This window comes from Serratia sp. OS31, assembly GCF_014164835.1.
GTDB classification, from domain to species: Bacteria; Pseudomonadota; Gammaproteobacteria; order Enterobacterales; family Enterobacteriaceae; genus Serratia; species Serratia liquefaciens_A.
Genome location: NZ_JACJFQ010000045.1, coordinates 17,712 through 28,797, shown reverse-complemented (window position 1 = coordinate 28,797; position 11,086 = coordinate 17,712). Strand labels below are relative to the sequence as shown.

Here is an 11,086-nt window from a genome sequence, read left to right as displayed (position 1 = left end):
GTTTGGTGCTACCAGGTCGAAGGGAGCGCAGGTATCCCCGGGAACTGAAATCATTGAAACGAAAATATCCTATAAAAAACAATGCCGGTCACCTTAAGTGACCGGCATTAGGCGAAAGCCTCCCTTTTTTATTGGTTTTTTGTCGGTTTTAAATGAACACCGAAAGACCATTTTCTTCCAACATGGCGTACAACATCGGCATGATTGCATGCGGCAGTGTCAACAAAGATAATGGCTTTACTTCAATGAGTAGGGGATCTGCCAGAAGGATTTTGGAGCGTGAAAAAGTATTCTTACCCTTTTCTCTTTTCTGCAACCATCGCTTTTTTAGGCTTGGTGTATGGAGTGATGTGGTGGCATAGAGAGGTTTACCGCATTACTTTCCTCAGTGTCTCGACAACGCGCTATATGATCGTTGTAGTGATGATACTGGCTTTGTTTATTTCAATTTACGTTATTGGCCGTGGCGCCGTAAAAAGCAATAAGTACATTGATTATCTGAAGTTTTATGGCGGGGCCTGTATTGTCTTGTGCTTTGTCTTTGCCATGGCATTAATCACCATGACCTACCTGCTGCCAGGCCAGGTCGTAACCTACACGGCGGCTTACTCTTATGCTGAAGGCAGCAGGAAGAGCTGTTCTGGCGCCGATGTTGACGATCCGGACCTGGGGACGAACATCAGAATATGCTATCCTGCGGGTAACTATGCGTTCGATAACGAGATCTTTGTAGAGAAGAGAAACAATGCTCTTGGTTCGGTAGTCATGTATGCAATGACTCCCCCTTAGCGCTGCCGGTCCAGTGTAGAAGTTGAGATATTCTAGCCTGTGCATTTCACCCAGCGGTTCCTCACTAGGTGAAAGACCTCTTGGATCTAAAGCCGCCGGCGCAGCCAGAGTTCCTTAAGCCTGAAGCGGCGGCAACAACCGGGAGGCGCTATTTTTCTGCGTGTTTTTGCAGGAACTGTTCAAACACCGCCAGGGTATCGCTGGAAATGTGGTGCTCGATCCCTTCGCTGTCCAACTCCGCCGTTTCGTTCGGTACCCCGAGGCACACCAGCAGGTCGACGACTATCCGGTGACGACGGCGTACCTTCTGCGCCAGTTGTTCACCTTCCTCCGTCAGGAAAACCCCTCGATAAGGCCGTGACTCCACCAGACCCGCACTCTTGAGCCGGGCGATGTTCTTGATCGCGGTCGGGTGCGACACACCAAAGCGTTTGGCGATGTCAGTGGTCCTGGCCTCGCGGGTGGTGACCAGCAGGTCGGCTATCAGCTCGACATAATCCTCAATCAGCGCATTGGATTGCGCCTCACGAGCGCGGGTGAAGCGCAGGGCATGTTCAGCCTCGTCCGGCATTTCGGCCACAACGGGGCGATCGGCGTCATCTGGTGCGCTTGTTGCCATAGTCTGAGACGTCCTTTAAACGTAAATCCAGTGAGTTGCAGATTAATGCAGTTCCGCCATACGTTAGTCCAAAGGCGACGCATTATCAATTCGCCAGGCGTATCGGATTAAAATTAGAAATATTTGTACACAAAGGTAGAGTATCTTCCATTTTGCATAAAGTGTAGCCGATGCTACATTGCTGAGAGTGTTGGGTGAAAAATAACCAGAAAAAGATTGAGGGTAAATCATGCGTGATGCGGCAACCACCACATCGTTAACCGAACGAACCAATACGGCGATAGGTAACGCGCTTGCCGGGCGCAAGCGTGGCGCATTCACGCCGCTGCTGTTCGCCGGGCCAGCGGTGATTGCCTCCATTGCTTATATGGACCCCGGTAATTTCGCCACCAATATTCAGGCCGGCTCGAAATACGGTTACAGCCTGTTGTGGGTGGTGGTGATGGCCAACCTGATTGCAATGCTGTTCCAGGCGCTGTCGGCCAAGTTGGGTATCGTCACGCACCGCAATCTGGCAGAGATGTGCCGCGATCAATTTTCGCGCCCGGTAGTGATCGGCATGTGGCTGCTCAGTGAAGTGGCGGCGATGGCAACCGATCTGGCTGAGTTCCTCGGCGGGGCTATAGCGCTTGCCTTGCTGTTCCATATGCCTCTGTTGCCGGGAATGGGGGTGACCGCGGTCATCACCTACGCTTTGCTGATGGTGGAGAAAAAAGGATTCCGCCCGGTAGAACTGATGATCGGCGGCCTGGTCGCGATTATTGCCCTGTGTTACCTGGTCGAGATGTTTATTGTGCCGGTGGACTGGGCTGCGGCGGGCATGGGCATGGTGACGCCGCAGTTGCCGGATGCACAGGCGTTGACCATCGCGGTGGGGATTATCGGTGCCACGGTGATGCCGCACGCCATCTTCCTGCACTCCGGGCTGACTCAACACCGTGCGCCGGCCAGTGACAGTGGTGAAAGGCGCAAGCTGCTGCGTTTTTCCAATATTGAAGTGGTGATTGCCTTATCTGTCGCCGGGCTGGTGAATATCGCCATGGTGATTATGGCTTCCAGCGCCTTCCATGCCGGAAACAGCGACGTGGCGGAGATTGGCACCGCCTACCATACGCTGACGCCGCTGTTTGGCGCTGCCGCTGCGGGCATCTTCCTGATGTCGCTGATTGCCTCCGGTATTTCCAGCTCGGTGGTGGGGACGATGGCCGGCCAGATGATCATGCAGGGGTTTGTCGGTTTCCGTATTCCGGTATGGGTGCGCCGTATGATGACCATGGTGCCGGCGTTCATCGTGGTGGCGCTTGGGGTTAATGCTACCGATGCACTGGTTTACAGCCAGGTCGTGTTGAGCCTGGCGCTGCCGGCGCCGATGATTGCCCTGGTGATGTTCACGCGTCGCCGCGACATCATGGGCGAGTTCGTGAATAGCCGCCTGACCAGCCTGGTGTCGATCATAGGTACGGTGATTATTATTCTGCTCAACATGGTGCTGCTGCTGCAAACTTTCGGTGTCGCCATTCCCGGTCTGGGCTGATGCCAAGCCGTGCAGCCTGTGCTGTCACGGCTTGATATCACCCCGTGAAATCATCGCCGCTATAAATTCCCTACGCCACCGTCGATCAGCAACTCGCTGCCCACCATAAAGGCTGACTCATCCGATGCCAGGAACACTGCCGCCTTTGCCAGCTCCCATGCCGTACCCATGCGGCCGATCGGCACCAGAGCGCGGATCTCGTCGCGCAGCGCCTGCTCATCGGCATCTTTTAACCCCAGCTTGCCTAGCGCCGGGGTTTCTGTCGGGCCGGGGCTTAGGCCGTTAACCCGGATGCCGCGCGGATGCAGTTCGCCGGAAAGCGTTCGGGCCAGCGACAACAGCCCGGCCTTGCTGGCGGCGTAAGCGTTGCTTAGCGGCAGCCCGATATGCGCACTGACCGAACCGCACAAAATAATCGACGCCGGATTAGCCAACTGTGGCAGCAGCGCCTGGATCAGGAAGAACGGCCCCTTCAGGTTGATGTCCATCAACCGCTGATAGCTTTGTTCATCCCACTCTTGCAAGGGATGGTGCGTGACGTCACCGGCGTTGATATACAACACGTCGAGGCGCGGCCAATGGTTGGCCAACTGCTGCGCCAATGTGCGTTGTTCAGCGATATCCCCGGCGTCGTTACGTAATAACAACACGTCACCCAGTTCTTTTCCCGCTGTCTCGAGGCCACTTTGACTGCGCCCGGTGATCGCCACCGTGGCTCCCTCGGCGATAAACTGACGCGCCGTTTCCAAACCAATGCCGCTGGTGCCGCCGGTGATCAACGCGTATTTGCCTTTGAGTCGTGACATAGCCCACTCCTGATTATTGTCGGTACGGCCATTATTTGCGCTATAGTATCCTTTGCATAGTAGGCATCTTTTGGATACTAACGGGCGAAGAGGGATGAAATGAGCAAAGCTGGGCTTTCTGCCACGGAAAATAATTTAGCCGGGTTACCGGCGGCGGGCGAACCTTGCCCGATGGTGAACTTCGTGAATCTGGTTGCAGGGAAGTGGGCGATCCCCATCCTTTACCGATTGATCTTGATCGACAGCCCGGTACGTTTCAGTGAACTGCAACGTGCGGTAGCGCCGATTGCTCAGAAAGAGTTGACGCGCCAACTGCGGCAGTTTGAGCAGCGCGGTCTGGTCACGCGGCAGGTGTTTCCGGAGGTCCCGCCGCGTGTTGAATATCAGATTACGTCGCTGGGTAAAACGCTGCGCCCGACACTCGACTCCTTGGCTAACTGGATGCGAACACACGCACCCCAATTAATTGAGGATTAGTCGCCGATACCCGGTGGATTGATGATGGAGCGCGGGACCTTTTCATCGTGTTCCCCCCAACGGTTCAGCACCTGCGCATATTCTCCGCTGACGATCACCCCGTTGATGGCGGCGTTGATGGCCGCCACCAGACCGTTGTCTTTTTTGGTGGTGACCGCCACATAGGCCACGTTGGGGCCGATGCCGACCATTTTGGTTTTGCCGGTCAGCGCCGCCTTGTAGGCTCCGGTCGAGTGGGGGCCGAAGTAGGCGTCGACGCGTCCGGATTGAATGCTCAGGTTGGCCGCCGCGTCATCGGTGACATAAATCGGTTGCACCGGCGGCAGGCCGTTGGCGCGGTTCTGTTTATCCCAACCCAGCAGGATGTTTTCCTGATTGGTACCGGAACCGACAATGATTCGCAGCCCGGCAACGTCTGCAGGTTGGTTGATTGAATTGATTTTACTGGTGGATTTTACGTAAAAGCCCAGCGTATCCACCCGGTAGGTGGCGAAATCAAACTTGGTTTTGCGCAGTTTGGTCACGGCAATATTGAAAATGGCGGCGTCATACTTACCGGAACTGATCCCGAGTGGCCAATCCTCCCAAGAGGTGGGCACCAGATTTAATTCCAGCCCCAAGCTGTCTGCCACCAGTTGTGCAATATCCGGGTCACTGCCAATCAGCGTTTTATTGTCTTCGGCAAACAGCGCCAGCGGCGGGGAGTTTTCAGAGGCCACCGCGACGGTCAGCTTGCCCGGTACGGCAAAAGGGTAATTGGCCGGTATCAAGGCGACGGCAGCCGGATTCTTCGCCGCCCGCACATGTTGTTGGTTGGCCTGCAGATCGATAATGCTTTGGGTTTCGGCCATGGCATGGCCGCACAGCAACAGCGCGCTAAGCGCCAGGATTTTGAATCGCATGTTATTTTCTATCCGTTGCTAATCATAGGGTTACTATTGGCGGCGGCCGCGGGCAAGTAAAGCAACAATAGTGAATAACCAAAGTGAAAAAATCAGATATGCGCTGCCGGGAACGACGTAATTATTCTGGCTGGTTGCCTGATTCTGCATCACTCAACGCGGAAAGTGCGCAATCAGGTTGAAAGCAGTAGAATTTGTCACTCATACTGCGTACAGCTTTTTTCCCTCTACAAGGAACGCCAGATGGCCGAAGAAACGATTTTCAGTAAAATTATCCGCCGCGAAATCCCTGCTGATGTGGTCTACCAGGATGAACTGGTCACCGCTTTCCGTGATATTTCACCTCAGGCGCCGACCCACATTTTGATCGTTCCGAATGTGCTGATCCCGACGATTAACGACGTAACCGTGGAGCACGAAGCTGCACTGGGTCGCATGATCACTGCCGCAGCAAAAATTGCCGAGCAGGAAGGCATCGCCGAAGACGGTTATCGCCTGATTGTTAACTGCAATCGCCATGCCGGCCAAGAGGTCTATCATATTCATATGCATTTGGTCGGTGGCCGTTCCTTGGGGCCGCTGCTGTCACGCTAACCGAGGTCAATCATGCGCTATAGCAAATCCCTGCGTTGTCTGATGGCGCTGGCGTTACCCGCCATCGTCCTGATGGGCTGCAGCAGCCCGAAGGGCATCGCGGTTAACGAAGGACAAACGGTCGTGATGGATTCGCCGGTGCTGACCGCGGGCATTCTGGCCGACAACCCGTCGATTTCGGATGCTTCCGGGCGCGTGATGGCTACCTCGGAACTCAGTAACAGCCAATCCACACCGGTAACGGTACACTATCGTTTTTACTGGTATGACGATCAGGGGCTGGATATCCGGCCTTTTGAGGCGCCGCGCACCATCACTATTGCGCCAAATTCAGACGCCACAATTTACTCGCTTAACGGTAATCTCGATGCCAAACGCGTGCGTCTGTATCTATTCTTGTAAACTCTTGGTTCAGTGGAGAGGGATTAATGAAAAAGTATCTATTTGTGGCGCTGGCCGCGTTGACGTTAACCGGCTGTCTGTCGCGTCCGCCGGAACCGGAACAACCGCAGCCGCCGGTGACCGTCGAGCCGGTAACGCCGCCGATCGAGCAGCCACAACCACCGGTTAGCGAGCCGGTACCGCAACCGCCGAAAATTCAGCAGCTCGATTGGCTTGGCAGTGTACAGCCGCTAGTGAATCAGATGCTGAAAGCCGATGGCGTCAATCCGGGCAGCGTGCTGTTGCTCGACAGCGTGAAGAACAACACCAACGGCGCATTGCAGACGGCGAAAGCGACCTCGGCACTGCACAAGGCGTTAGCATCTAATCAAACCTTCTCCATCGTGCCGGAAGCGCAGTTGGTCAGTGCCAAACAGACGCTGGGCCTGTCGGCAGATGACAGCCTGGGTTCACGCAGCAAAGCCATTGGTCTGGCGCGGATCGTCAGTGCACAGTACGTGCTGTACAGCGACGTCAGTGGCGACGTGAAGTCCCCAACGTTGGATATGCAACTGATGCTGGTGCAAACCGGTGAAATCGTCTGGTCAGGTAATGGCGCCGTTAAACACTGAAGCCACATTACGAACGCTGATTGAGAAAGAACTGCCGGCGGTGAAAACCGCCGGTTGTCGTTTCAGCCCGGTGCAGGGCCTGACCGGCGAAAGTTGGCGTATTGAAGGCGAAGGTGTGCAACTGTTGGCGCGTCAGCAAAGCCGCGAGAAAAGTGCGCTGGGCGTCAGCCGTCGGCGCGAGGCGAGAGTGCTGCATCGCAGCGGACAAGGCATCGGACCACAGGTTTTAGTGCAAAATAATCAGTGGATTATCCTGCAGTGGCTCGATGGTGACGTTGTCACAGATGCGGGTTTTTCTCGCCTCAATGAGCGGGGCGACTTGGCGGCGTTGATGGCCAGCTTGCACCGGCAACCCCCCAGCGGCTACCCGTTGAACCTGCATCGGCAGTTTATCCGTTACTGGCAGCAACTGGATGGTCGGCGTTTGACGCCGGCCTGGCTGCGGTTGCATCAACATTTTCTGCATCGTCGCACACCAACGCCGTTGAAACTGGCGCCGCTGCATATGGATGTTCATCCGGGCAATTTGATCGCTCAGGGGGAAAGCCTGCGGCTGATTGACTGGGAGTATGCGGCAGACGGCGATATTGCGTTGGACATCGCCGCGTTGTTTTGCAGTAACGCCTGGTCACCCGCGCGCCGACAGCAATTTTTGCAGCATTATGCTCGCATCGGTTACCTTGATTTGCCGTTGCTGAGCAGGCAGGTACAGCGCTGGTTACCATGGGTGGATTACCTGATGCTGCTTTGGTTTGAAGTGCGCTGGCAACAGACCGACGATCCTGAATTTTTGCGCTGGGGCGCAGTGTTGCACCGGCGTTTTTGTTTAACATCCCCATGTTCTGAATGAATAATGAAGTGAGGTGGCCGTGGGCCCAGTAATGTTAGATGTCGCCAGCTATGAGCTGGATGCAGAAGAACGTGAGATCTTAAAACACCCGCTGGTGGGCGGCCTGATCCTCTTCACCCGCAATTTCCACGATGCGCAGCAGTTGCGTGAGCTGGTGCGGCAGATCCGCGAGGCTTCCCACGATCGGCTGGTGGTGGCGGTGGATCAGGAAGGCGGCCGCGTTCAGCGTTTCCGCGAAGGTTTTACCCGCCTACCGGCGGCACAGTCATTTGCCGCCTTGAACTCTGCCCATGAGGGCAAGCGTCTGGCGCAGGAGGCCGGTTGGCTGATGGCGGCGGAAATGATCGCGCAGGATATCGACATCAGCTTCGCCCCGGTGCTGGATATTGGCCATGTCAGCGCCGCGATTGGCGAACGCTCGTTCCACAGCGATCCAACGCAGGCGTTGGTGATGGCTGAGCAGTTCATTTTGGGCATGCACAGCGCCGGTATGAAAACCACCGGCAAGCATTTCCCGGGACACGGTGCCGTCAGCGCGGATTCGCACAAAGAAACGCCGCGCGATCCACGTCCGCTGGCGCAGATCCGCGAACACGATATGGCGATCTTCCGTGAATTGATTAACCGTCAACTGCTGGACGCCGTAATGCCGGCGCACGTCATCTATACTGAAGCAGACTCGCGTCCGGCCAGCGGCTCACCTTACTGGTTAAAGCAGATCCTGCGTCAGGAGTTGGGCTTTGACGGCGTCATTTTCTCGGACGACCTGTCGATGGAAGGGGCGGCGATCATGGGCAGTTATGCCGAACGTGGCCAGGCGGCGCTGGATGCCGGCTGTGACATGATCCTGGTGTGCAATAACCGTGCAGGGGCGGTCAGCGTGCTGGATAACCTGTCCCCGGTCAAAGCAGACAGGGTGAAGCAGTTATATCATCGCGGTCAGTTCACCCGTCAAGAGCTGCGTGATTCTGCGCGCTGGCAGCAGGCGCATAAGGAACTGAATGCGCTCAGCGAACGCTGGGAAGAGCACAAACAGCGTAATGCGGGGTGAACCCAGGGCGTCGTAATGCGGCGTAAACGATGAGGGCTGCGGCGCGGCCCTCAGCTTGTTGCGAGGATCCACATGATTATCTATCTACATGGCTTCGATTCAACCAGTCCCGGCAATCATGAAAAGGTGTTACAGCTCCAGTTTATCGATCCGGACGTGCGCTTTATCAGCTACAGCACCTTGCATCCACGCCATGACATGCAGCATTTGTTGAAAGAGGTGGACAAGGCGGTTCAGCAGGAAGGGGATAAACATCCGCTGATCTGCGGGGTGGGGCTTGGGGGCTTTTGGGCCGAACGGATCGGCTTTCTGTGCGGCATTCGACAGGTGATCTTCAACCCCAATCTGTATCCTGAAGAACATATGCAGGGCAAAATCGACCGCCCGGAAGAGTATCGCGATATCGCCACCAAGTGTGTCGAAGACTTCCGCGAAAAAAATCGCGATCGCTGCCTGGCGGTACTTTCTCGTCACGACGAAGTGTTGGACAGCCAACGCAGTGCGGAACTGCTGCACAAATACTATGAAATCGTCTGGGATGAGCAGCAAACCCACAAGTTCAAAAACATCTCGCCACACCTGCAACGTATCAAGGCGTTCAAGACCCTGGTTTAACAGTTTTATAACGCCCTAGGTCGCCGCAATGCTTGCTTCCGCCAGGCAAACATTGCGGTATTTCTTGCTCAAAAAGCGCCGTTTGGCCCGTTGGACGGTAAAATTTGAAACTGTGACCCAGCGCTAACTATTTGAATCACAATCCTCAAAATTTCCCTTCGTCCAGCCTTTAACCAAAAAAATTTGATGTACATCAATTTTGGTATGACCAAATAACCCCCCATGCTATTCTGGCTTTAGATAGCAGGTTTAATTTACGCGAACCCTATGTATTCTAAGGATATTATTTATTTACCCTTAGGCAACAATTGGTTCACATTTAGGGGGTTATTTTGACAACGCCAAAGAAAAAAATCGTCATCGTGGGCGGTGGTGCCGGTGGTCTGGAACTGGCGACCAGCCTGGGCCATAAGCTCGGTCGTAAGCACAAAGCAGAAATCACGCTGGTGGATCGTAACCACAGCCATCTGTGGAAACCTTTGCTGCATGAAGTTGCAACCGGTTCCCTGGATGACGGCGTTGACGCGCTGAGCTACCTGGCGCATGCGCGCAATCACTCTTTCAGCTTCCAACTGGGTTCGCTGACCAACATCAATCGTGAAACCAAAACGCTGCACCTGGCGCAAATCTGCGACGAGCAGGGGGGCGAATTGGTGCCGGAGCGTGAGTTGTCTTACGACATTCTGGTGATGGCGCTTGGCAGTACCTCGAACGATTTCGGCACTGCCGGCGTCAAGGATCACTGTATCTTCCTGGATAACCCGCACCAGGCACGACGTTTCCACAACGAGATGCTGAACCTATTCCTCAAGTTCTCGGCGCAGCCGGGGCAAAAAGAGCGGGTGAATATCGCTATCGTTGGCGGCGGCGCCACCGGTGTGGAGCTGTCCGCCGAGCTGCATAATGCGGTGAAGCAGCTGCACAGCTATGGTTTCGAAGGCCTGGACAACAGCGCGCTGAACGTAACGCTGGTCGAAGCGGGCGAGCGTATTCTGCCTGCGCTGCCGCCGCGTATTTCCGCTGCGGCACATCAGGAACTGAACAAGCTGGGCGTGCGCGTGCTGACCAACACCATGGTCACCAGCGCGGATGCCAACGGCCTGAACACCAAGGGCGGCGAATTTATCGACGCCGATTTGATGGTGTGGGCGGCCGGTATCAAGGCTCCGGACTTTATGAAGGACATCGCCGGGCTGGAAACCAACCGCATTAACCAACTGGTGGTAGAGCCAACGCTGCAGACCACGCGCGATCCGAACATTTTCGCCATCGGCGACTGTGCGTCCTGCCCGAAAGAGGGCGGTGGTTTTGTGCCGCCGCGCGCCCAGTCGGCGCACCAGATGGCGTCACGCTGCTTTACCAACATTCTGGCACTGATGAACGGCCAGACGCTGAAGCCATACGTCTACAAAGATCACGGTTCGCTGGTGTCTCTGTCCCGCTTCAGCACCGTGGGCAGCCTGATGGGCAACCTGATGCGCGGCTCGATGATGGTGGAAGGCCGCATTGCGCGCTTTGTCTACATCTCGCTGTACCGCATGCACCAGGTCGCTTTGCACGGCTACATCAAAACCGGCCTGATGATGCTGGTTGGCGGCATCAACCGGGTGATCCGCCCGCGTTTGAAAATGCACTAACCCCCCGGTTATCGACCACCCACGCCGGTTCGCCCGCGTGGGTTTTTTTATGCCTACAGCCGCAAGAATGGGCAGGCAGCAGCTGATTATTCAGCACAATGTCCCGTTGTTATGGGTAAAAGTCTTAAGAATCCTCCTAAACACTGGGGGTAAGTGGGATTTCCGGCATTTTTGGTCACATTGTCTTATTGCGAGGTTC

At 55.5% G+C, this 11,086-nt stretch carries 13 protein-coding genes; 10 read left to right on the top strand and 3 right to left on the bottom strand.

Annotated features, from left to right (window positions below):
* The first annotated feature begins 279 nt into the window (after positions 1–279).
* Positions 280–789 (top strand): hypothetical protein, encoded by a 510-nt coding sequence (locus tag H5P17_RS24180; RefSeq protein WP_182825631.1) that lies wholly within the window; start codon positions 280–282, stop codon positions 787–789.
* A gap of 148 nt (positions 790–937) precedes the next feature.
* On the opposite strand, the gene mntR is transcribed toward H5P17_RS24180, so the two are convergent.
* Positions 938–1,408 carry a manganese-binding transcriptional regulator MntR gene (mntR, locus tag H5P17_RS24175; protein ID WP_020826347.1) on the bottom strand — a complete coding sequence of 157 codons (471 nt, stop codon included), beginning with the start codon at positions 1,406–1,408 and terminating at the stop codon, positions 938–940.
* 229 nt (positions 1,409–1,637) lie between these two features.
* On the opposite strand from mntR, the gene H5P17_RS24170 reads away from it, so the two are divergent.
* Positions 1,638–2,942 carry an Nramp family divalent metal transporter gene (locus H5P17_RS24170; RefSeq protein WP_182825630.1) on the top strand — a complete coding sequence of 435 codons (1,305 nt, stop codon included), beginning with the start codon at positions 1,638–1,640 and terminating at the stop codon, positions 2,940–2,942.
* Positions 2,943–3,001: 59 nt separating this feature from the next.
* On the opposite strand, the gene H5P17_RS24165 is transcribed toward H5P17_RS24170, so the two are convergent.
* On the bottom strand, positions 3,002–3,748 hold the full coding sequence (locus tag H5P17_RS24165) for an SDR family oxidoreductase (protein ID WP_182825629.1): 747 nt from the start codon (positions 3,746–3,748) through the stop codon (positions 3,002–3,004).
* A 99-nt stretch (positions 3,749–3,847) separates the two neighbouring features.
* Between H5P17_RS24165 and H5P17_RS24160 the strand changes: the two genes are divergently transcribed.
* Positions 3,848–4,225 (top strand): helix-turn-helix domain-containing protein, encoded by a 378-nt coding sequence (locus H5P17_RS24160; RefSeq protein ID WP_182825628.1) that lies wholly within the window; start codon positions 3,848–3,850, stop codon positions 4,223–4,225.
* On the opposite strand, the gene H5P17_RS24155 is transcribed toward H5P17_RS24160, so the two are convergent.
* The gene (locus H5P17_RS24155) at positions 4,222–5,127 is read right to left on the bottom strand and encodes an ABC transporter substrate-binding protein (RefSeq protein ID WP_182825627.1); all 906 of its coding nucleotides are present in this window, start codon (positions 5,125–5,127) and stop codon (positions 4,222–4,224) included. The two genes, H5P17_RS24160 and H5P17_RS24155, sit on opposite strands and share 4 nt — an antisense overlap.
* A 243-nt stretch (positions 5,128–5,370) precedes the next feature.
* On the opposite strand from H5P17_RS24155, the gene hinT reads away from it, so the two are divergent.
* The 7 genes from hinT to H5P17_RS24120 all read left to right on the top strand — a co-directional run bounded on the left by hinT (position 5,371) and on the right by H5P17_RS24120 (position 10,887).
* The gene (hinT, locus tag H5P17_RS24150) at positions 5,371–5,721 is read left to right on the top strand and encodes a purine nucleoside phosphoramidase (protein ID WP_020826355.1); all 351 of its coding nucleotides are present in this window, start codon (positions 5,371–5,373) and stop codon (positions 5,719–5,721) included.
* 12 nt (positions 5,722–5,733) lie between these two features.
* A complete protein-coding gene (locus H5P17_RS24145) occupies positions 5,734–6,123 on the top strand; it encodes a YcfL family protein (protein WP_182825626.1) in 390 nt (129 codons plus the stop codon).
* A 26-nt stretch (positions 6,124–6,149) separates the two neighbouring features.
* Positions 6,150–6,734: a penicillin-binding protein activator LpoB gene (gene lpoB, locus H5P17_RS24140; RefSeq protein ID WP_182825625.1), complete on the top strand. Its 585-nt coding sequence runs from the start codon at positions 6,150–6,152 to the stop codon at positions 6,732–6,734.
* Positions 6,715–7,584 (top strand): phosphotransferase, encoded by an 870-nt coding sequence (locus H5P17_RS24135; RefSeq protein ID WP_182825624.1) that lies wholly within the window; start codon positions 6,715–6,717, stop codon positions 7,582–7,584. The genes lpoB and H5P17_RS24135 overlap by 20 nt, the downstream gene beginning before the upstream one ends.
* Before the next feature lie 31 nt (positions 7,585–7,615).
* Positions 7,616–8,635 (top strand): beta-N-acetylhexosaminidase, encoded by a 1,020-nt coding sequence (gene nagZ, locus H5P17_RS24130; protein WP_044549849.1) that lies wholly within the window; start codon positions 7,616–7,618, stop codon positions 8,633–8,635.
* Between the two features lie 72 nt (positions 8,636–8,707).
* Positions 8,708–9,250, top strand: coding sequence for an alpha/beta hydrolase YcfP (gene ycfP / locus H5P17_RS24125; protein ID WP_044549850.1), 543 nt, complete (start codon positions 8,708–8,710; stop codon positions 9,248–9,250).
* Between the two features lie 332 nt (positions 9,251–9,582).
* A complete protein-coding gene (locus H5P17_RS24120) occupies positions 9,583–10,887 on the top strand; it encodes an NAD(P)/FAD-dependent oxidoreductase (protein ID WP_044549852.1) in 1,305 nt (434 codons plus the stop codon).
* Positions 10,888–11,086: the final 199 nt, after the last annotated feature.

Bases quoted from the DNA above. Each gene is read 5' to 3' on its own strand.
- mntR (WP_020826347.1), bottom strand. From the start codon at position 1,408: ATGGCAACAAGCGCACCAGATGACGCCGATCGCCCCGTTGTGGCCGAA.
- H5P17_RS24170 (WP_182825630.1), top strand. From the start codon at position 1,638: ATGCGTGATGCGGCAACCACCACATCGTTAACCGAACGAACCAATACG.
- H5P17_RS24165 (WP_182825629.1), bottom strand. From the start codon at position 3,748: ATGTCACGACTCAAAGGCAAATACGCGTTGATCACCGGCGGCACCAGC.
- H5P17_RS24160 (WP_182825628.1), top strand. From the start codon at position 3,848: ATGAGCAAAGCTGGGCTTTCTGCCACGGAAAATAATTTAGCCGGGTTA.
- H5P17_RS24155 (WP_182825627.1), bottom strand. From the start codon at position 5,127: ATGCGATTCAAAATCCTGGCGCTTAGCGCGCTGTTGCTGTGCGGCCAT.
- hinT (WP_020826355.1), top strand. From the start codon at position 5,371: ATGGCCGAAGAAACGATTTTCAGTAAAATTATCCGCCGCGAAATCCCT.
- H5P17_RS24145 (WP_182825626.1), top strand. From the start codon at position 5,734: ATGCGCTATAGCAAATCCCTGCGTTGTCTGATGGCGCTGGCGTTACCC.
- lpoB (WP_182825625.1), top strand. From the start codon at position 6,150: ATGAAAAAGTATCTATTTGTGGCGCTGGCCGCGTTGACGTTAACCGGC.
- H5P17_RS24135 (WP_182825624.1), top strand. From the start codon at position 6,715: ATGGCGCCGTTAAACACTGAAGCCACATTACGAACGCTGATTGAGAAA.
- nagZ (WP_044549849.1), top strand. From the start codon at position 7,616: ATGTTAGATGTCGCCAGCTATGAGCTGGATGCAGAAGAACGTGAGATC.
- ycfP (WP_044549850.1), top strand. From the start codon at position 8,708: ATGATTATCTATCTACATGGCTTCGATTCAACCAGTCCCGGCAATCAT.